Origin of the sequence: Streptomyces sp. NPDC008125 (assembly GCF_042957125.1) — a bacterium.
Taxonomy (GTDB): domain Bacteria; phylum Actinomycetota; class Actinomycetes; order Streptomycetales; family Streptomycetaceae; genus Streptomyces.
Genome location: NZ_JBIBHR010000007.1, coordinates 180,080 through 200,211, shown reverse-complemented (window position 1 = coordinate 200,211; position 20,132 = coordinate 180,080). Strand labels below are relative to the sequence as shown.

The window sequence follows — 20,132 nt, the reverse complement described above, 5'->3', positions numbered from 1 at the left end:
ACGACAGGAAAATTATCACCCGGGAACAGTTCTGACGGCCGTACTGCTCACTTTTCGCGCAGAAATACGGGGCCGTAGGTTTGGCCGGGAAAACTTGGACGACGTGTATTGCCTGCCAGGTTACCCGCCCGTAGCCTCGCCCCGTGAGCACCCGGCGAAGTGTCTGGGTCTCCGCCGTCACGTGCGGGATCGGAACCCGGAGCGGCCCGCCGCACCGGTCTTCCCTCCCGGGAGCCCACCGTCCCGCCACCCCCCTGCGGCCCGGACTCTCGCCCCTCGGGGGCACCTCGGCCCCGGCTCCCCGGGGCGGGGATCCCCCGCCTGCGCCGTCCGTGGTGCGTACGCAGCAAAGAACAAGATTGCCGCCGGGTTTTGTCACTCGATGACAAGTGTGCCGATCTTTGGCCTCTTGACCGTTCGAGGGCTTGTCCTGGTGGCGTCCGTGAACTTAACGTGCGCCCGTCGGCGCATTTCTGTCACTTCGTGAGTGCATGCAGGAGGTGGGATGGGAATCGAAGTCGTCGTCGAAGGCCTTACCAAGTCTTTCGGCAGACAGAACATCTGGCAGGATGTATCACTCACGCTTCCCGCCGGTGAGGTCAGCGTCATGCTCGGGCCGTCCGGCACCGGGAAGACCGTGTTCCTGAAATCCATCATCGGGCTCCTCAAGCCCGAACGGGGACGCGTCCTCATCAACGGTGTCGACATGGTGAACAGCCCCGAGCGGGACATCTACGAGACCCGGAAACTCTTCGGGCTCATGTTCCAGGACGGCGCCCTTTTCGGCTCGATGTCCCTTTTCGACAACATCGCCTTCCCGCTGCGCGAGCACACGCGCAAGACGGAATCCGAGATCCGCCGCATCGTCATGGAGCGCATCGACATCGTCGGGCTCCTCGGGGCGGAGGGGAAGCTGCCCGGGGAGATCTCGGGCGGCATGCGCAAGCGGGCCGGCCTCGCGCGAGCCCTGGTCCTGGACCCGCAGATCATCCTCTGCGACGAGCCGGACTCCGGCCTCGACCCGGTGCGCACCGCCTACCTCTCGCAGCTCCTGATCGACCTCAACGCGCAGATCGACGCGACGATGCTGATCGTCACCCACAACCTCGACATCGCGGCCACCGTCCCCGACAACATGGGGATGCTCTTCTCCCGCAACCTCGTCACCTTCGGTCCGCGCGAGGTGCTGCTCACCAGCGACCTGCCGGTGGTCTCCCAGTTCCTCTCGGGCCGCCGCGAGGGGCCCATCGGCATGTCCGAGGAGAAGGACGCCGCCCTGCTCGCCGCCGAGGCCTCCGACGGCCACCGCCCGGGCGGCCACGCCGGCCAGGGGCCGCGCGGCGTCGTCCCGCAGCTCGAACCCTCGCCCGGGATGCCCGTACGGCAGGGTGCCCTGCGCCGTCGTGAGCGGGTCGCCGAGATGATGCACCAGCTGCCGGTCGCCGCCCAGCACGCCATCCTGCGCAGCCAGACCACGGCCACCGGCGGTGCGCGCCCGTGACCGCCGAGATACCGGTGCGGCCGGCCGAGCCGCCGCGGAAGCCGCCCCCCGCGCCCGTACCGTCCCCGCAGCCCGTGCAGAGGCAGCCCTCGCGGCTGCTGGCACCGCTGCGGGAGACCGGGAAGCTCTTCGCCCTCGGGATCGCGGTGACCCGGGCCGTCTTCCGGCGCCCCTTCCAGGCGCGGGAGTTCATCGAGCAGTTCTGGTTCATCGCCAGCGTCACCATCCTGCCCGCTGCGCTGGTCTCCATCCCGTTCGGCGCCGTCATCGCCCTCCAGGTCGGCTCGCTCACCCAGCAGCTCGGCGCCCAGTCGTTCACCGGCGGCGCCAGCGTCCTCGCGGTCATCCAGCAGGCCAGCCCGCTCATCGTCGCGCTGCTCATCGCGGGCGCCGGCGGCTCCGCGATCTGCGCCGACCTCGGCTCCCGCAAGATCCGCGAGGAGCTCGACGCGATGGAGGTCATGGGCGTCTCGCCCGTACAGCGCCTCGTCGTCCCGCGCGTCCTCGCCACCATGTTCGTCGCCCTGCTGCTCAACGGCCTGGTCTCGGTCGTCGGCACCCTCGGCGGCTACTTCTTCAACGTGATCATGCAGGACGGCACCCCCGGCGCCTACCTCGCCAGCTTCTCCGCGCTCGCCCAGCTTCCCGACCTCTGGATCAGCGAGTTCAAAGCCCTCATCTTCGGCTTCCTCGCCGGCATCGTCGCCGCCTACCGCGGCCTCAACCCGCGCGGTGGTCCCAAGGGCGTCGGCGACGCGGTGAACCAGTCCGTCGTCATCACCTTCATGCTGCTGTTCTTCGTGAACATGGTCCTCACGGCGGTCTACCTCCAGATCGTCCCCGCGAAGGGGGGCTGACCGATGTCCATGCTCAGCTGGCTCGACCGCTCGGGCGACCAACTCAACTTCTACGTACGCGCGTTGATCTGGATACCGCGCACGCTGCGCCGTTACACCAAAGAGGTGCAGCGCCTCCTCGCCGAGGTCGCCTTCGGCAGCGGCGGCCTCGGGGTCATCGGCGGCACCATCGGCGTGATGATCGCCATGACGCTCTTCACCGGGACCGTCGTCGGCCTCCAGGGGTACGCGGCGCTCAACCAGATCGGCACCTCCGCTTTCACCGGATTCATCTCCGCCTACTTCAACACCCGTGAAATAGCACCCCTGGTGGCCGGACTCGCGCTCTCCGCGACCGTCGGCGCCGGCTTCACCGCCCAGCTCGGCGCGATGCGGATCAACGAGGAGGTCGACGCGCTGGAGGCGATGGGCGTCCGCTCGATGCCCTACCTCGTCACCACCCGGATCATCGCGGGCGTCGTCGCCATCATCCCGCTCTACGCGATCGGGCTGCTCTCCTCGTACGTCGCCTCCCGGTACGTCACCGTCCTCTTCAACGGCCAGTCCGAGGGCACCTACGACCACTACTTCAACCTCTTCCTCTCCCCGGACGACGTGCTGCTCTCCGTCCTCAAGGTGCTGATCTTCAGCGTGCTGGTGATCCTCGCCCACTGCTACTACGGCTTCCGCGCCGAAGGCGGCCCCGCCGGGGTCGGCATCGCGGTGGGCCGCTCGGTGCGCAACGCGATCGTGCTGATCAGCGTCACCGACTTCTTCCTCTCGCTCGCCATCTGGGGCGCCACGACGACCGTGAAGGTGGCCGGCTGATGAACGCGCAGACGGTACGCCGCAGAGCCGCCGGGGTCACCTTCCTGCTGGTGCCCGCCGTGCTGGTGTGGGTCTCGGTCTCGGTGTACGAGAAGGACTTCCAGGACGACGCGACCGTGACCGTACGCACCGGCTCGGTCGGCAACGAGATGCACGACAACGCCGACGTGAAACTCCGCGGCGTCGTCGTCGGCCAGGTCCGCTCCATCACGACGGACGGCGACGGGGCACGGCTCACCCTCGCCATCGACCCGGAGAAGCTCCACCAGGTCCCCGCCGACGTCACCGCCCAGATGCTGCCCACCACCCTCTTCGGGGAGCGGTTCGTGGCCCTCGTACCACCGCAGGTCTCCTCCGGAGAGCCGCTGCGCGCCGGGGCGGTCATCCCGCAGGACCGCTCCAGCAACGCCATCGAACTGGAGCAGGTGCTCGACAACGTCCTGCCACTGCTCACCGCCGTGAAGCCGGAGAAGCTCTCCGCCACCCTCACGGCCGTCTCCCAGGCGCTCGAAGGACGCGGCGAGAAGCTCGGCGACACCCTCGTCACCCTGGACGCCCACCTGAAGAAGCTCAACCCCCAACTCCCCACACTCAACCGGGACATCCAGGAGCTGGTGAAGGTCAGCTCGGTCTACGCGGACGCGGCGCCGGACGTCGTCGACGCGCTCACCGACTTCACCACCACCAGCGGCACCATCGCCGACCAGGAGGCCCGACTCGCGGGCCTGTACGGGACGACGACCGCCTCCGCCCAAGACGTCACCGCCTTCCTGCGGAAGAACAAGGACAACCTCATCCGGCTCTCCGCCTCCGGCCGCCCCACCCTCGAACTCCTCGCGAAGTACGCCGACGAGTACCCCTGCACCCTGCGCACCATGGCCGGCATGGTGCCCGCCATGGACAAGGCGCTCGGCAAGGGCACCGACCAGCCCGGCCTGCACGTCACCCTCAAGACCGTCCCGTCCAAGGGGAAGTACGTCGCCGGCCGCGACGCCCCGCGCTACACGGCCACCGGCGGCCCGCACTGCTACACCGTGCCGTACCTGGGCGCCACCGCCCCCACCGCCGAGACCCTGGTGGCGGCGGACGGCGGAACGGACACCGGCGCCGGCCCCGCGGCCGTCGACAGCGCCACCGACACGGCCGCCGGCGAACGCTCCCTCGGCGTCGCCAACTCCCCCGAGGAGAGCGCGCTCGTCAACGAACTCGTCGCTCCCACACTGAAAGCCCAGCCGCAGGACCTGCCCGACTGGAGCAGCGTGCTCATCGGTCCGGCCTTCCGCGGTGCGGAGGTGAAGCTCAAGTGAAGCGCCGCTCCCTCGCGGGACCCCTCACGAAATCGATCGTCTTCGTCCTGGTGACGACCCTGGCGACCACCGTGCTCGCCCTCTCCATCGCCAACACCGGGGTGGGGGACACGACGTCGTACAAGGCCCGGTTCACCGACGCCACCGGGCTCGTCGTCGGCGACAGCGTCCGCATCGCCGGGGTCAAGGTCGGCCAGGTCGAGTCCATCGGCCTCGCCGACCGCCGGGTCGCCGAAGTCCGCTTCGCCGTACGCAAGGGGCGTACGCTCCCCGCCTCGGTCACCGCGTCCATCAAGTACCTCAACATGGTGGGCCAGCGCTACATCGACCTCGACCAGGGTGCCGGACCCGTCGGCCGGAGCTTCGCGGCCGGGGCCACCATCCCGCTCGCCCGCACCACCCCCGCGCTCGACCTGACCCAGCTCTTCAACGGCTTCCAGCCGCTCTTCGAGGGCCTCTCGCCGCCCGACGTCAACGAGCTGGCCGGCTCCATCGTCCAGGTGCTCCAGGGCGAGGGCGGCACGGTCGACAGCATCCTCAGCCACGTCGGCTCGCTCACCACGACCGTCGCCGCCAAGGACAAGGTCATCGGCGAGGTGATCAAGAACCTCAACGAGGTGCTGAAGACCGTCAACGACCGCGAGGCCGGATTCACCGAACTGGTGGACACCCTGCAGCAGCTGGTCACCGGATTCGCCGGGGACCGCAAACCGCTCGGCGAGGCCGTCACCGCGATGGGAGCCCTCACCACCGTCACCGCCGGACTCTTCGAGGACGGACGCAAGCCCCTCAAGGACAGCATCAAGCAGGTCGGCCGGCTCTCCGGCCAACTCGGCGACGCCACACCGGAGATCGAGAACTTCCTGGCGAAGTCCCCCGCCAAGATGGAGGCCATCACCCGCCTCACCTCATACGGATCGTGGATGAACCTCTACCTCTGCGAGGCCAAGGTCTCCGGGGTCACCACCAGCGACGGCAGCACGCCGCCCACCGGCATCGCGATCACCGAACCGAGGTGCACGGCGTGAACATCACCCCCATCAGGGAACGCAACCCCGTCGCCGTCTCGGTCGCCGGTCTCGTCGTCCTCGGCCTCGTCGGGTTCGCCGCCTTCCACGCCGACGCGCTGCCCCTCGTCGGCGGCGGCACGACCTACACCGCCGACTTCTCCGAGTCCGCCGGGCTCTCCGACGGCGACGAGGTCCGTATCGCCGGCGTGAAGGTCGGCGAGGTCACCGGCGTCGCGCTCGACGGCGCCAAGGTCAAGGTCACCTTCCGGGTGAAGGACGCCTGGATCGGGGACTCCAGCACCGTCGGCATCGCCGTCAAGACCCTGCTCGGCGACAAGTACCTCGCCGTCGACCCGCTGGGCACCACCTCCCAGGACCCGTCCCACCGCATCGGGGCCGACCGCACCACCTCCCCGTACGACGTCACCCAGGCGTTCAACGGGCTCGGCGAGACCATCGACGAGATCGACACCGACCAGCTCGCCGCGAGCTTCGACGCGATCTCCGACACCTTCAAGGACTCCCCGGCCCACGTCCGCAGCGCCGCCGACGGCCTCTCCGCGCTCTCCCGTACGGTCTCCGCGCGCGACGCCGAACTCGCCACCCTGCTCAAGGCCAGCAAGCAGCTCACCAGGACGCTCTCCTCCAAGGAGAGCTCCTTCGAGACGCTGCTGAAGGACGGCAACCTCCTGCTGGGCGAGATCCAGGCCCGCCGGGACTCCATCCACCAGCTGCTCACGGGCACGAAGAACCTCGGCATCCAGCTCACCGGCGTCGTCCAGGACAACAACAAGCAGCTGAAGCCCACCCTGGACGCGCTCGGCAGGGTCACCGCCGTCCTGGTGAAGAACGAGGACAGCCTCGACAAGGTCCTCTCGATGGCCGGCGACTACAACCGGCTCGTCGGCAACACCCTCGGCAACGGCCGCTGGTTCGACAACTACGTCTGCGGGGTCGTGCCCAAGAACTACCTGCCGGCCGACGCGACCCCGGCCACCGGATGCATGCCGCCCAAACAGGAAGGGGGCAGCTGAAGATGAGACTCACGCGCGTCATCGGCATCGGCGCGGGACTCGCGGTCGTGGCCGTCGCGGCGACCTCCGGAGTGATGGCCCTCGACCAGGAGGGCACCACCACCGTCACCGCGTACTTCGACCGGGCCACCGGCGTCTACGCAGGCTCCGACCTGCGCATCCTCGGCGTCAAGGTGGGCAGCGTCACCTCCGTCGAACCGCGCGGCGAACAGGTGCGGGTCACTCTCCGCGTCGACAAGGACGTCAAGGTCCCCGAAGGGGCGCACGCGGTGCTCGTCGCCCCCAGCCTCGTCGCCGACCGGTACATCCAGCTCGCGCCCGCCTACACCGGCGGCGCCACCCTCGCCGACGGCGCGGTGCTCCCCGCCGACGGCAACGCCGCACCCGTCGAGGTCGACCAGCTCTACGCCTCCATCACCGAACTCTCCACCGCGCTCGGCCCGGACGGCGCCAACGCGAACGGGGCGCTGGCCCGCCTCCTCGACACCGGGGCCAAGAACCTCGACGGCAACGGCAAGGCCATCGGCGACTCCATCGAGGAGTTCGGCAAGGCGACGAAGACCCTGGACAAGAGCAGCACGGACCTCTTCGACACCCTGTCCTACCTCCAGTCCTTTACCACCATGCTGAAGGACAACGACGGCGAAGTACGCTCGGCCGAACAGCAGTTGAACTCCGTCACCGGTTTTCTCGCCGAGGACAAGGAGAACCTCAGCGCCGCCCTGGCCGAACTCTCCACCGCCCTCGGCCAGGTGAAGACCTTCATCGAGGGCAACCGCGAGTCGCTCAAGACCAACGTCGACGCGCTCGTCCCGCTCACCCAGGTCCTCGTCGACCAACGGGCTTCCCTCGCCGAGTCCTTGGACACCCTCCCGCTCACGGCCGGCAACCTCGTCAACGCGTACGACCCCCTCAACCGCACCCTGGACGGACGGACCAACCTCAACGAGCTGAGCATGGGCGGCTACTTCCCCGACCAGCCCTCGTCCGGCGCCGCGGCGACCGGCACCGCGGCATCCGGCAGCGGCGGCGCGGCGACCCTGAGCGGACTCGCCGCGGTGGACGCCTCCCGCCGGGCGGAACTGCCCGTCCTGCCGCTCCCCGCCGTCGGCACCGTCTACGGCACGCCCGAGAAGACGGCCACCGGTACCGACCGGTCCGGTACCGACCGGTCCGGTACCGAAAAGAAGGAGGCCGGCCGATGAGCAGGGCCGCGTACCGACCCAGGGGCCGGGTGATCGCCGGGGCGGCCGGAGTGGCCGCAGTGGGCGTCGCCCTGGTCCTCGTGGTCACCCAGGTCGACGCACCGTCGTTCAACGGGATCGAGCAGCTTCCGCTGCCGGGCGGCGCCGACCTCGGCGACCACCCGTACGAGATCACCGCCGAGTTCGCCGACGTCCTCAGCCTCGCCCCCCAGTCCTCCGTCAAGGTCAACGACGTGGCGGTGGGCCGGGTGACCGACATCGCGCTGGGCCAGGACGGCTGGACCGCGAAGGTCACCATGCGGATCAACGGGAGCGTCGGCCTCCCCGCCAACGCCCTCGCCCATCTCGAACAGTCCAGCCTCCTCGGCGAGAAGTTCGTCCAGCTGTCCCCGCCCGCCGAAGGCAAGGCCGAGGGCGCCCTCGCGGACGGCGACCGCATCCCGCTCGACCGCACCAACCGCAACCCGGAGGTCGAAGAGGTCCTCGGCGCGCTCTCCCTGCTCCTCAACGGCGGCGGTGTCAGCCAGCTCAAGACCATCACCACCGAGCTGAACAAGGCGCTCACCGGACAGCAGCCGGAGATCCGGTCGATGCTCCAGCGGGTCGACACCCTCGTCACCGACCTGGACGACCACAAGGAGGACATCACCCAGGCCCTCGACGGCGTCAACCGGCTCGCCGCCACCCTCGCCGCCCGCAAGCAGGACGTCGGCACCGTCCTCACCGGCCTCAGCCCGGGCCTCAAGGTCCTGGAGGAGCAGCGCGGCCAGCTGCTGACCATGCTGAGCTCGCTCGACACCCTGTCCACCGTCGCCGTCGACACGATCAACAAGAGCAAGGCCGACATGATCGCCGACCTCAAGGCCCTCGCGCCCACCCTCAAGGCGCTCGCCGACTCCGGCGACGCGCTGCCCGACTCCCTCCAGGTGCTCGCCACCTACCCGTTCACCGACGAGATCCTGCGCGGCGTCAAGGGCGACTACCTCAACGTCTACCTGGACATGACCGCCGCCCCCGGGTCCCGGATCATCCCGCCGTACGACCCGAACGCGACGACCACCCCGGAGACCCCGTCGGCGGAGACGGCGTCCCTCGCCTCCCTGCCGCTGCCGCTTCCCCCGGTGACCGCTTCGAGCACGGGGAGCGACCGATGATCACCACGGCCATCCGCCTCAAGAACATCGCCTTCCTCGTGATCTCGGTGCTCGTCCTCGGCTTCCTCGGCGTCCGCTACGCCGACCTCGGCCACTATGTCGGGCTGCGCGACTACTACACCGTCACCGTCCAACTGCCCCAGACCGGCGGCCTCTTCACTCACTCGAACGTCACCTACCGCGGCGTGTCGGTGGGCCGGGTCGGCCCCATCGGACTCACCGACGAGGGCGTCGAGGCCGAACTGCGCATCGACAACGACTCCCCGCCCATCCCCGACAGCCTCACCGCCGTCGTCGCCAACCTCTCGGCGGTCGGCGAGGAGTACGTCGACCTGCGCCCCACCCGCTCCACCGGCCCGTTCCTCGGCGACGGATCGGTGATCGACCAGGCCGACACCACCATCCCCGCACCCCCCACCGACGTACTCGTCGGCGTCAACGACCTGGCGTCCTCGGTGGACCTGGAATCGCTGCGCACCGTGGTCGACGAGTTCGGCACCGCGCTGGCCGGCCGGGGCGACGACCTGCAGGTCCTGCTGGACACCGGCAGCGAGTTCGTCGACGCCGCCGACAAGGCCCTGCCCGCCGACATCAAGCTGATGCAGGACGGCGAGACGGTCCTGCGCACCCAGGCCGAACAGGGCGACGCGCTCAAGGGATTCGCCGACGGGGCGAAGGACCTGGCCGCCGAACTCAAGGGCTCCGACAGCGACCTGCGCCGTCTGATCGCCGCCACCCCCGGCGCCGCGACCCAGCTCAGCGCACTCATGCGCGACCTCGACCCGGGCTTCGGCGTGGTGGTCGCCAACCTCCTCACCACCTCCGAGGTCGCCGTCACCCGCCAGCGCGGCATCGAGGAACTCCTGGTGAAGCTGCCCGCCGTGGCCGCCGCCGGAGCCAGCGTGGTGGACGAGGACGGCGCACGGTTCGGCATGGCCGTCACCTTCTTCGAACCCCTGCCCTGCACCGCCGGATACGGCGACACCGTCTACCGCAACGGCCTCGACACCACCAAGGGACCCGCTGCCAACACCAAGGCGCGCTGCACCGCGTCCCCCGGCACCGGCGTCGAGGTGCGGGGCCCGGCCAACGCCCCGAAGGGCGGCGCTGTCCCCGACCCGGTGAAGCCGGTGACGACCCTGACCGGCTCCGCGTCGGACACGATCCTCCCCGGAGCGTTGTCCGCCGGCCCCCTCTCCGCCACCACTTCGACGGACTCGTCGACCACCATGGCCGGGCTGCTCGGACTGGGGGGAGGGGCGTGAGCGCACGGGCGAAGAACCTCACCGGCTGGGCGGTCCTCCTCGCCGCCGTGCTCGTCTGCGCGCTGGGCGGCTGGTCGTACGCGGCGGCCCGGGACGACGACTCCGTCTCGTTCGCCAAGAGCCGGGACGCCGCCCTCGCCGCCGGGCGGAGCCAACTGGCCCGGCTGAACAGCATGGACGGCACCGACACCGCGAAGATCGCCGCAGGGCTCGACGGCTGGCTGGGCGTCACCGCCGGACCGCTCCACGACCAGCTGAAGAGCACCCGTACCAAGGACGCGGCCGCGTTCCGGTCGGCGGGCACCAGCGCCAAGGGCACGGTCACCGACGCGGCGCTCACCGCCCTGGACGAGCGCGGCGGCACGGCGCAACTGATCGCCACCGTCGAGGTGAGGGTCACCCCGCGCACCGGAGCGGCCGGCACCGAACGCAAACGGTTCGAGGCCGCCCTGGAGCGTACGGGCGACAGCTGGAAGGTCAAGGCGCTCACCGCCATCCCGGTCGGAGCGGCCACATGAGCGCGGCGCGGACGGGCACGGCGGCCCCGCACGACCGGGACGAGCCCGGCATCGGTGAGCACGACAGCGCCGAGCACAGCGGCGCCGAGGGCAGCAGCGCCGAACACGACGGCGTCGTCCAGGACGGCGGAGAGGCGGCAGCGGTGAGCGTTACCGGCCAGGACGTGGAGAAGCATGCCGAGGCGGTGCCCACGTCCACGCAGGAGCCCGGCTCCCGGAGCGCAGGCGACGCCACGGAGGAAGGCACGCCCCCCGAGGACGGCGCGCCCCAGGCCTCGCCCGGTACGGGGGCCCGCCGGCGGCGTGTCCTCGCGGGCGTCCTGGTCGTCCTGCTGATCGCCGCGGGAACCGGCCTCTTCGTGCGCGGCCGGCAGATCCGGGACACCCCGGCCACCGCCAACCAGGCCCTGACCGACACGGCCGCCACCGACCGCGTCACCGGTGACGTCAGCAGCGCCCTCGCCACGGTCTTCTCCTACGCGCCGGGCACCACCGCCGCGACGAAGACCGCCGCCCAGCACCTGCTGGCCGGAGCGGCGCTCAAGCAGTACGCGGAGCTCTTCGGCCAGGTCGAGAAGCAGGCGGCCGACCAGAAGCTGACGCTCACCACCAACGTCGTGCGCGCCGGGGTCACCCGGCTCACCGGCGACAGCGCCCACCTGCTGGTCTTCCTGGACCAGGTGTACGAGCGCGAGGGCAGGGCCGCCACCACGGCCGCGGCCCAGCTCTCCATCACCGCCCACCAGCAGGACGGCGTCTGGCAGATCGTCGAGATCACCTCCAGGTGACGAGGCACAGCGACACGGTGCCGGCCCGCACGGTGGCCGGCAGGGGAGAGGCAGCGATGGCACGGTCGATCAAGGCGACGAACCCGCTGGTGCGGGCGGCGAGTGCGCTGGCACTCGTGGCGGCGGTCGCGGCGGGCTGGGGCGGCTGGTCCTGGTACACGGCGGCGCACGACGACTCCGCCTCGTACGCACAGGCCCGCGACGACGCCCTCGCGGCGGGCGAGCAGGCCGTGCAGAACATGAACACGCTCGACCACTCCCGTCTCCAGGAGGGGCTGGACAGCTGGGAGGACTCCACGACCGGAGAGCTCCACCAGCAACTCGTCGACGGACGCGCTGCGTTCGTGAAGCAGATCGAGACGGCGAAGACGAAGAGCTCCGCCCAGGTCCTCTCCGGCGCCGTGACCGAACTGGACGAACGGGCCGGCAGGGCGAGCCTGATGGTGGCCCTGCGCGTCACCGTCACCGCGCCGGAGGGCGACCCGGCGGTGAAGGAGAGCCGGATGCTCGGCCAGCTCACCCGGACCTCCCAGGGGTGGAAGCTCAGCGCCCTCGGCCAGGCACCCGTCGGCAACACCGCCGGCTGACGCCGCCGCTCCCGCCACCCCGCCCCACCCCGAGAGGAACCCCGGACATGTCGACGACCCGTCACCTCGTCAACCGGCAGCGCAGACTGGCCACCGTCGCCGCCGACCGCGCCGCGGCGCCCTCCCCGGCCTCCCCGGAGGCCGGGGAAGGGGGCGCCACGGACGTCGCCGAAGCGGACGCCGGTGACCCGCGTGCCGGCGATCCGGCCGACGCCCCGGAGCCGTCCGTCCCGGCCGACGAGGACGGGGACGAGCGCCCCCCGGCCGGGACGGAGACGGAGGCCCCGGAAAACCGGACGCGTCGCCTCCGTATCAGCCTCCCCGCGCTCCTCTGCGTACTCACCGTGCTCCTCGGTGTCTTCGCCGCCTGGGCGTTCGCCTCCGCCGCCACCCTGCGCGACGACCCGAGCCGCCGGAACACGGCGCTCACCGACATCGCCCGCACCAGCGAGGTCAAGGGACAGATCACCGAGGCGGTCGGCGCCGTCTTCAGTTACGACTACGCCTCCCCCGAGAAGTCCGACCGCGCCGCCAAGACCTACCTGACCGGCAAGGCGGTCCAGCAGCACCAGGACATGCTCGCCCAGGTACGGGAGCAGGCCCCCAAGCAGAAGCTCGTCCTCACCACGACCGTCACCGAGAGCGCGGTCGAACGGCTCGACGGAGACCGGGCGAGGCTCCTCGTCTTCGCCGACCAGAGCAACACCCGCACCGGCGCCAAGGAGGAGACGACCTATGCGGCGGCCATGTTCGCCGTGGACGCCGTCCGCAAGGACGGCCGCTGGCAGATCGCGGCCATCGACACCTTCACCCAGTGACCCGGGGAGAGACGGACAGATGAGGTTCAACGGCTCCATGCGGCGCGGAATCACCGGCACGGCCACGGCCGTCGCCGCCATGGCCGCACTCACGGCCTCCCAGGCACCGGGCTTCACGAACGCCGCGCACCAGGACGAGGCGAAGAACGTGGCCACCGACGAGGTGGTCTGGACGCACGTGCCCAACGACGACTCGTACCACACCGAACTACCGCCCCTGGAGTCGCCGGCTCCGCCGACGCCCCCGAAGCCGGGCGTGCGCCAGACCCCCGCCGTCGTCCGTGCCTGGGCCGAGGCGGGCATCCCGTCGACCGTGCTCGCCGCGTACCGCAGGGCCGGGACCACCGTCGCCCGGACCGACGGCTCCTGCCGGCTGCCGTGGCAACTCCTCGCCGCCATAGGCAAGGTGGAGTCCGGGCACGCCGCCGGCGGCAGGGTGGACAAGGCCGGTACGACCCTCTCGCCGATCCTGGGCCCCGTCCTGAACGGCGCCGGGTTCGCCAACATCCCGGACACCGACAACGGTGCCTACGACGGCGACCGCACCTTCGACCGGGCCGTCGGGCCGATGCAGTTCATCCCGTCGACCTGGGCCCACTGGGGCCAGGACGGCAACGGCGACGGCCTGCGGAACCCCAGCAACGTCTACGACGCGACGCTCGCCGCGGGCCGTTACCTCTGCGCAGGCGCCCGCAACCTCTCCGTCGGCGCCGACCTCGACCGCGCGATCCTCAGCTACAACCACTCGGACACCTACCTGCGTACGGTGCTGTCCTGGATGGCGTACTACGGCGACGGGGCCCACCCGGTCCCGGACGGCCAGGGCCCCCTGCCCACCAGCCCCGGCGCGGGCGGCCCCACCGAACCCTCCGCCCCGGTCGGCGGCCCCGGCAGCCAGGGCGGCTCCATCATCATCGGCCCGCAGCCCTCCGGCAGCCCCCGCCCCTCCACCTCACCCACTCCCACGCCGTCCGGCCCGCCCGGCCCCGGCACCACCCCGGACCCCAGCACGACCCCGGACCCGAGTACCACGCCGGACCCCGGCACCACGCCCGACCCGAGCACCACGCCCGACCCCGGCACGACGCCGGACCCGAGCACGAGCCCGGACCCGAGCACCACGCCCGACCCCGGCACCACGCCCGACCCGAACCCGACCGACACCGGCACCCCCGACCCCACGGACCCCGCCACCACGGAACCCACCGCCCCGGCCACCACCGACCCCGAGCCCACCTGCACGGACCCGGCGGCCGACCCCTCCGCGGACCCCGAGGCGACGGATGACCCGTGCGTGAATCCGGCCGAGGGGGCTGCGGAGTAGGGCATCTGCTGACGGACTCCGCACCCCGGGACGGGCGATGCCGGCCCCGCACACGCGGGGGAGTGGGTCGGCGACCTCGTCGTGCTGGAGTTCCCCGACACCGCCTCCGCGCAGGAGAGGTACGAGTCGCCCGCCTACCAGGCGATCCCGCCCCTCCGCACCGAGCACGCGACCTCCGTGGTCGCGCTGGTCGAGGGGGCGGGGGGCGACTATCGCGCCGCCGACAAGATCCGGCAGCTGTTCCCGGCCCAGGGCGCCCCGGTAGCAGTGGGAACATCCACGACCCGCCTCACCCCGCTCCCGACAACACCTCGGAGAGGTCGTACCGCACCGCTTCCTCCAACTGCCCGTAGGTGCAGCCGGAAGGGGTGCGGTCGGGGCGCCACCTGCTGAACTGGGTGGTGTGACGGAACCGGTCGCCCTCCATGTGGTCGTACCTCACCTCACAGACCCGCTCCGGACGCAGTGGCACCCACGACATGTCCTTCCTGCCCGACCACCGGCTCGGTGCCCCCGGCAGCCGGGCACTCTCGTGCGCCTCGGCGTTCGCCCGGGCGCCCCAGGGGTGTTCTGCGGCCGGGGTCCTCAACTCTGACAGCTCGTCGGCGAGTTCGGCCCGGCGTTTCATCGGGAAGGACGCGCAGACACCCACGTGCTGGAGTGTGCCCCCGTCGTCGTACAGCCCCAGCAGCAGGGAGCCGACGACCGGCCCGCTCTTGTGCTCGCGGTAGCCCGCCACCACGCAGTCGGCGGTCCGCTCGTGCTTGATCTTGAACATGGAGCGGGTGTCCGGCCGGTAGGGCAGGCCGAGCGGCTTGGCGACGATCCCGTCCAGGCCCGCGCCCTCGTACTGCTCGAACCACCGCTGCGCGACCTCCCGGTCCGTGGTGGCCGGAGCGAGGTGGACCGGCGGCACCGCACCCGCGAGCGCCGCCTCCAGAGCCGTACGCCGCTCCACCTGCGGGGTGTCGAGCAGCGACAGGTCGTCCAGGGCCAGCACGTCGAAGGCGACCAGGGACGCGGGGGTCCGCTCGGCGAGGAGGCGTACGCGCGATTCGGCGGGGTGGATGCGCTCGCTGAGCCGGTCGAAGTCGAGGCGCCCGCCATGCGCGAGCACGATCTCCCCGTCGATCACGCAGCGCGGCGGCAGCGACTCCAGAACCGCCGGAACCAGCTCGGGGAAGTAGCGGGTCAGCGGCTTGCCGGTACGGCTGCCGATCACCACCTCGTCGCCGTCCCGGTGCACGATCGCTCGGAAGCCGTCCCACTTCGCCTCGTACTGCATGCCCGGCGGGATCGTGGCGACGGACTTGGCGAGCATCGGCTTCACAGGAGGCATCACCGGCAGGTCCATGGTCCTGATTCTGCGCGAAACCCCACCCCCCGTCCTTCGATATGCGGCATTTGCGTACCCCGCCTACGGTGGCCGACATGGGAGCTGCGGTGGAACTCGACGTCGACGGGCGGCCGGTGCGGCTGTCCAACCCCGACAAGGTGTACTTCCCGGAGAAGGGCTACACGAAGAGGGACGTGGCGGAGTACTTCCTCTCCGTGGGCGGCGGCATCACCCGCGCGCTGCTCGACCGCCCCACCACCCTCCAGCGCTTCGTCGACGGCGTGGAGGGCGAGTTCTTCTACCAGAAGCGGGCGCCGAAGAACGTGCCCGACTGGATCCCCACCACCCGCATCTCCTTTCCCAGCGGCCGGCACGCCGACGAGATCTGCCCCGCCGGACTCGCGGCGGTGCTCTGGGCCGCCAACCTCGGAACCCTCACCTTCCATCCGTGGCCGGTACGGAACACCGACACCGACCACCCCGACGAGCTGCGCATCGACCTCGACCCGCAGCCCGGCACGGACTACGCCGACGCCGTCGAGGCCGCCCACGAACTCCGCTCGGTCCTGGAGGACCACGGACTGCGCGGCTGGCCCAAGACCTCCGGCGGACGCGGCATCCACGTCTTCGTGCCGCTGGTGCCCGAGTGGACCTTCACCGAGGTGCGGCGGTCCGCCATCGCCGTGGGGCGCGAACTGGAGCGGCGGATGCCCGACCGGGTCACCACCGCCTGGTGGAAGGAGGAGCGCGGCGAGCGGATCTTCGTCGACTACAACCAGACCGCCCGCGACCGGACGATCGCCTCCGCCTACTCCGTACGCCCCTTCCCGCACGCTCCGGTCTCCGCCCCGCTGCGCTGGGAGGAGATCGACGACGCCGAGCCCCGCGACTTCGACATCAGGACCATGCCCCAGCGGTACGCGAAGGTGGGCGACGTCCACGCCGAGATGGACCAGCACGCCTTCGGCCTCGACCTCCTGCTGGAACTCGCCGAACGGGACGAGCGGGAACACGGGCACGGCGACCTGCCCTATCCGCCGGAGTACCCCAAGATGCCCGGCGAGCCCAAGCGCGTGCAGCCCAGCCGCGCCCGGGCGGAGGACGAGCCGGAAGGCGAGGCGCCGGACGACGGACCGGAGGCCGACGGGTGAGCAGCGAGCGGATTCCGCCGAAGCCGGAGCCGGAGCCGGAGGCGGGCGGCGGGAGCGACGGCACCGGCGGGGGCGACGCTGGGCCGGGTGCCGCCGGAGAGACGGGTGCCGCCGGAGAGACGGGTGCCGCCGGGGAGACGGGTGCCGCCGGAGAGACGGGCGGACGCACCCCCGGGCACACCCGCCACGGCGCCCACGGCCGGCCCTCCACCGCGCGCGACAAGTGGCACGCCTTCAAGGAGTCGCCGTACTTCCCCGCGACCGTGCTGCTGTTCATCCTCGCCGCCGCCGCGGGCCTCTTCGCCGGCTCGTACACCTACGCCATGGCCAACCCCACGCCGCACCGGATTCCGGCGGCCGTCGTCGGCCAGCCGGCCTCGCCGCGCGGCACCGCGTTCGTGGCGGGGATGGAGAAGGCCCTGAACACCTCCGTGGTCCTGCACGAGTACGACACGACGGCCGAGGCCGACCAGGCGCTCCAGGAACAACGCGTCTTCACCATCCTGCGGGCCGACAACGACCGGGTGCACCTCGACGTCGCCGCCGCGTCCGGCGCCTCCGTGGCCCAACTCCTCGCCGAGGCGGGGGAGAAGGTGGGCAAGGAGATCGGAGTGCCGGTCACCGTCCGGGACGTCAAACCGCTCCAGCCGGGCGACCCGCGCGGACTCGCGCTCTTCTACATCTCGCTCGCCGCCGTCATCCTCGGCTTCGTCGGAGCCATCCAGCTCAGCGTCCACGCCCGCACCCTGACCCCGGTCGAACGCATCCTCTTCACCGTCGCCCACGCGCTGCTCGGCGCCTTCGCCATCGCCGCCGTCGTGGACTGGGGACTCGGCGCCCTCGACCTGCCGTTCCTCCAGTCCTGGCTGATCCTGGCGTTCACGATGTTCACCAGTGCCATGGTCTTCACCATGTTCAACACCCTCATCGGACGGTGGGCGATGCTCCCGACCTGGGGCGTCATGGTGCTGCTGGGCAACCCGTCGTCCGGCGGCGCCGTCTCCTGGCCGCTGCTGCCGTCGCTGCTCGGGCACATCGGCCGCTGGCTGCCTCCGGGCGCCTCGGTCAACGCCCAGCACACCGCCGTCTACTACCACGGGCACCAGTTCCTCTTCCCCTACCTGGTGCTCGGCATCTGGGCCCTGGTCTCCTGCGCCGTGTTCTGGACCTGGCGCCACCGCCACCCGGGCGGCCGGCCGAAGGAGCCCGAGCACGCGGCGGCGTCCGGCTGAAGCTCCTCGGGCTCAGTCCACCGGTGTCCCCGCCGAGAGACGCAGCTGCTCCTCCTCCACGATGAGCCGGGCCAGGGCCCCTTCCGACACGTCCACGGCCTCCGGCACCGCCTCGGCGAGATCGCTGCGCCGGGCGTACGCGTCGAACGCGCGGTCCTTGCGGGCCAGCAGTGCCATCATCCGCTGGTCGACGCTGTCCGCCGTGAGCAGCCGGTGCACCTGGACGCTGCGTATCTGACCCATCCGGTGCGCCCGGGCCACTGCCTGGTGCTCCAGGGTGGGTTTGATCTGCGGCTCGCAGAGGATGACCACGGAGGCGGCCTGCATGTTCAGCCCGGTGCCCCCCGCCTGGATCTGGCTCAGCAGCACCGCGTGACCGCGCGCCGCGCCGAACGCGTCCACCAGCTCCTGCCGGCGGCCCGCCGCGACGTTCCCCGCGACCGGCCCGAACACCCCGTCGCCGAGGGCCTCGCGGACGGTCGCCAGCACCTCGCGGAAGTAGGAGAACACCACCACCTTGTGCCCGTTGCCGGCCGCCTCGGCGACGAGCTCCCGCAGCCGGGCCAGCTTCGCCGACGCCTCGGGCACCGCGTACGCCGCCCGGCGCATCCTCATGAAGTGGCCGTCGTCCACCGCCGCCCGGTACGCACGCAGGTCGGCCTCGCTGAACTCCACCCACTCGTCGGCCCTCACCAGCGCGGGCAGTTCGGGGAGTACGTCCTCCTGGTTGCGCCGGAGATAGGCGGGTGCCACCGCGCGGCGGAAGGCCAGGGAACCGGCCGCGCCCTGCGCGCTGTCGACCGTGGGAGCCAGTTCGGGGCGGAGCAGGCTGATCAGGCTGCGGAACTCCGCCACCCGGTTCTCCATCGGCGTGCCGGTGAGGAAGAGGACGTGCCCGGCCCGGTCCGCCCACCCCGAGACCGCCCGCGTCCTGCGGGTGCCGGGATTCTTCACGTAATGCGCCTCGTCCACGACGAGCATCGCCGGCCGCACGCCCGCCACCCCCGCGTCCGGCAGGGCGTGGAGCGCGTCGAAGGTCGTGAGCGCGACCCCGCCCGAGTGGAGCCACCGGGCGAACGCGTCGTTCCGGTCGGGGCCGTGGACCGGCAGCACGCCCAGCGTGGAACGGGCACGGATCTCGCGCGTCCAGTTGACGAGCACGCTCGCCGGGCACACCACCAGGAAGTGGCTTGCGCCGCCCGCCGCCAGGTGCGCCAGCGCCGCGATGGCCTGCACCGTCTTGCCCAGACCCATCTCGTCCCCGAGCACCACCCGTTTCTGGGCGAGCGCGAACCGGGCCCCGAACGACTGGTAGCCGCGCAGCGACACCCGCAACCGCGTGTCGTCCAGCCGCAGTCCGCGCACCCGGTCCGCGATCGCGGACGGCAGGAACCCCTCGGCGGCTTCCCGGTCCGGGCCGGTGCCCGACAACTCGGCGAGCAGCCCGTAGTACTCGGCCGACCGCAGCTCGAAGTCGACCCAGGCCGACGCCTCCGGCTCGTCGCCCCGCAGCAGATCGACGCACACCTGGCCGAAAAGGAGCGGCAGCCGCCGCTCCTCGGCCTCCGCCAGCACGGTGCGCACGGTCTCCACCGCCGCAGCGACCCGCCCGCGCGCCTCCCGGCCGAGGAAGAGGGGGCGCAGCCGCCCCCTGGCCGGTGCCGCCGAGGCGACCGGCTCCTCCAGCCGCGCGATCAGGCGCAGCGCCGCCTCGCGGGCCCGCCGCGCGTCGGGGCCCGCTTCGACCAGCCGGTGCAGGGCCACCACCAGCGCGCCCGCGGCGGGGTCCGGGGCGTCCGCGTCGAGTCGCACCGCGACCGTGTCGCGGACCGCGTGCGCGAGCTGCTCGGCGGCGGCCAGCGCCTGGTCCGCGGTCTGCGCCCCGACCCCGGGCAGCCGCCGGAGCTCGTACCGGCCGGCCGTGCGCACCGCGCCGACCGTGCGGAACCCGGCCTGTTCGAAGGCGGTGATGCGCAGCCGCCCCTCCGTCACGTCGCGCAGCCGGGCGACCGGGATCGCGTCCAGTTCCCGGCCGACCAGGGAGCCGACGAGGGGGTCGAGCACGGAGCGTACGGCGTCCAGTGCACGGTCGTGGTCGGCGGGCACCGCGCGGGCCGCCGCCAGCAGCGCGTCCGCGTCCGCGAGCAGCGGCCGGACCGCCCTCCTGGCGCCCGCCCCGGTGCCCGTAGCGCCGTCCTGTGGCATGTGTACGTACGTCCTTCTGTCCCGCCGCCCTGC

Annotated in this window: 19 protein-coding genes; 17 read left to right on the top strand and 2 right to left on the bottom strand. The window is 71.6% G+C overall.

Going from position 1 to position 20,132, the window contains the following annotated elements; translation table 11 throughout:
- Window positions 1-505 precede the first annotated feature (505 nt).
- The 15 genes from ACFZAX_RS14545 (at window position 506) to ACFZAX_RS14475 (ending at window position 14,568) form a co-directional block, all read left to right on the top strand.
- Complete coding sequence (locus ACFZAX_RS14545; protein ID WP_390961721.1) at window positions 506-1,501, top strand: ATP-binding cassette domain-containing protein; 996 nt, start codon at window positions 506-508, stop codon at window positions 1,499-1,501.
- On the top strand, window positions 1,498-2,358 hold the full coding sequence (locus ACFZAX_RS14540) for an ABC transporter permease (protein WP_390961720.1): 861 nt from the start codon (window positions 1,498-1,500) through the stop codon (window positions 2,356-2,358). The genes ACFZAX_RS14545 and ACFZAX_RS14540 overlap by 4 nt, the downstream gene beginning before the upstream one ends.
- 3 nt (window positions 2,359-2,361) lie before the next feature.
- A complete protein-coding gene (locus ACFZAX_RS14535; RefSeq protein WP_327179132.1) occupies window positions 2,362-3,165 on the top strand; it encodes an ABC transporter permease in 804 nt (267 codons plus the stop codon).
- Window positions 3,165-4,472, top strand: a complete 1,308-nt coding sequence (locus ACFZAX_RS14530) for an MCE family protein (protein ID WP_390961719.1) — start codon at window positions 3,165-3,167, stop codon at window positions 4,470-4,472. Before ACFZAX_RS14535 ends, ACFZAX_RS14530 begins: the two co-directional genes overlap by 1 nt.
- The gene (locus ACFZAX_RS14525) at window positions 4,469-5,500 is read left to right on the top strand and encodes an MCE family protein (RefSeq protein ID WP_390961717.1); all 1,032 of its coding nucleotides are present in this window, start codon (window positions 4,469-4,471) and stop codon (window positions 5,498-5,500) included. The genes ACFZAX_RS14530 and ACFZAX_RS14525 overlap by 4 nt, the downstream gene beginning before the upstream one ends.
- Complete coding sequence (locus ACFZAX_RS14520; RefSeq protein WP_390961716.1) at window positions 5,497-6,516, top strand: MCE family protein; 1,020 nt, start codon at window positions 5,497-5,499, stop codon at window positions 6,514-6,516. The genes ACFZAX_RS14525 and ACFZAX_RS14520 overlap by 4 nt, the downstream gene beginning before the upstream one ends.
- A gap of 2 nt (window positions 6,517-6,518) precedes the next feature.
- Window positions 6,519-7,721, top strand: a complete 1,203-nt coding sequence (locus ACFZAX_RS14515) for an MCE family protein (RefSeq protein ID WP_390961715.1) — start codon at window positions 6,519-6,521, stop codon at window positions 7,719-7,721.
- Window positions 7,718-8,875, top strand: a complete 1,158-nt coding sequence (locus ACFZAX_RS14510; protein ID WP_390961714.1) for an MCE family protein — start codon at window positions 7,718-7,720, stop codon at window positions 8,873-8,875. Before ACFZAX_RS14515 ends, ACFZAX_RS14510 begins: the two co-directional genes overlap by 4 nt.
- Complete coding sequence (locus ACFZAX_RS14505) at window positions 8,872-10,140, top strand: MCE family protein (protein WP_390961713.1); 1,269 nt, start codon at window positions 8,872-8,874, stop codon at window positions 10,138-10,140. Before ACFZAX_RS14510 ends, ACFZAX_RS14505 begins: the two co-directional genes overlap by 4 nt.
- The gene (locus ACFZAX_RS14500) at window positions 10,137-10,658 is read left to right on the top strand and encodes a hypothetical protein (protein ID WP_390961712.1); all 522 of its coding nucleotides are present in this window, start codon (window positions 10,137-10,139) and stop codon (window positions 10,656-10,658) included. Before ACFZAX_RS14505 ends, ACFZAX_RS14500 begins: the two co-directional genes overlap by 4 nt.
- A gap of 143 nt (window positions 10,659-10,801) precedes the next feature.
- Window positions 10,802-11,446, top strand: coding sequence for a hypothetical protein (locus tag ACFZAX_RS14495; protein ID WP_390961926.1), 645 nt, complete (start codon window positions 10,802-10,804; stop codon window positions 11,444-11,446).
- A 56-nt stretch (window positions 11,447-11,502) separates the two neighbouring features.
- Entirely contained in the window at window positions 11,503-12,033 is a 531-nt protein-coding gene (locus ACFZAX_RS14490; protein WP_390961711.1) for a hypothetical protein, read from the top strand.
- Between the two features lie 47 nt (window positions 12,034-12,080).
- Complete coding sequence (locus tag ACFZAX_RS14485) at window positions 12,081-12,851, top strand: hypothetical protein (protein ID WP_390961710.1); 771 nt, start codon at window positions 12,081-12,083, stop codon at window positions 12,849-12,851.
- 19 nt (window positions 12,852-12,870) lie between these two features.
- Window positions 12,871-14,175 (top strand): hypothetical protein, encoded by a 1,305-nt coding sequence (locus ACFZAX_RS14480; protein WP_390961709.1) that lies wholly within the window; start codon window positions 12,871-12,873, stop codon window positions 14,173-14,175.
- Window positions 14,176-14,256: 81 nt separating this feature from the next.
- Window positions 14,257-14,568, top strand: coding sequence for a DUF1330 domain-containing protein (locus ACFZAX_RS14475; RefSeq protein WP_390961708.1), 312 nt, complete (start codon window positions 14,257-14,259; stop codon window positions 14,566-14,568).
- Here the strand turns inward: ACFZAX_RS14475 and ACFZAX_RS14470 are convergent.
- On the bottom strand, window positions 14,465-15,529 hold the full coding sequence (locus ACFZAX_RS14470) for an ATP-dependent DNA ligase (protein WP_390961707.1): 1,065 nt from the start codon (window positions 15,527-15,529) through the stop codon (window positions 14,465-14,467). The genes ACFZAX_RS14475 and ACFZAX_RS14470 overlap by 104 nt on opposite strands.
- Before the next feature lie 89 nt (window positions 15,530-15,618).
- Here ACFZAX_RS14470 and ligD point away from each other — a divergent pair, with 89 nt between their 5' ends.
- A complete protein-coding gene (ligD, locus tag ACFZAX_RS14465) occupies window positions 15,619-16,662 on the top strand; it encodes a non-homologous end-joining DNA ligase (protein WP_390961924.1) in 1,044 nt (347 codons plus the stop codon).
- Window positions 16,659-17,894, top strand: coding sequence for an ABC transporter permease (locus tag ACFZAX_RS14460; protein ID WP_390961706.1), 1,236 nt, complete (start codon window positions 16,659-16,661; stop codon window positions 17,892-17,894). The genes ligD and ACFZAX_RS14460 overlap by 4 nt, the downstream gene beginning before the upstream one ends.
- Before the next feature lie 12 nt (window positions 17,895-17,906).
- Here the strand turns inward: ACFZAX_RS14460 and ACFZAX_RS14455 are convergent, their stop codons facing one another.
- Window positions 17,907-20,099, bottom strand: a complete 2,193-nt coding sequence (locus tag ACFZAX_RS14455) for an SNF2-related protein (protein WP_390961705.1) — start codon at window positions 20,097-20,099, stop codon at window positions 17,907-17,909.
- Between the last annotated feature and the right edge of the window lie 33 nt (window positions 20,100-20,132).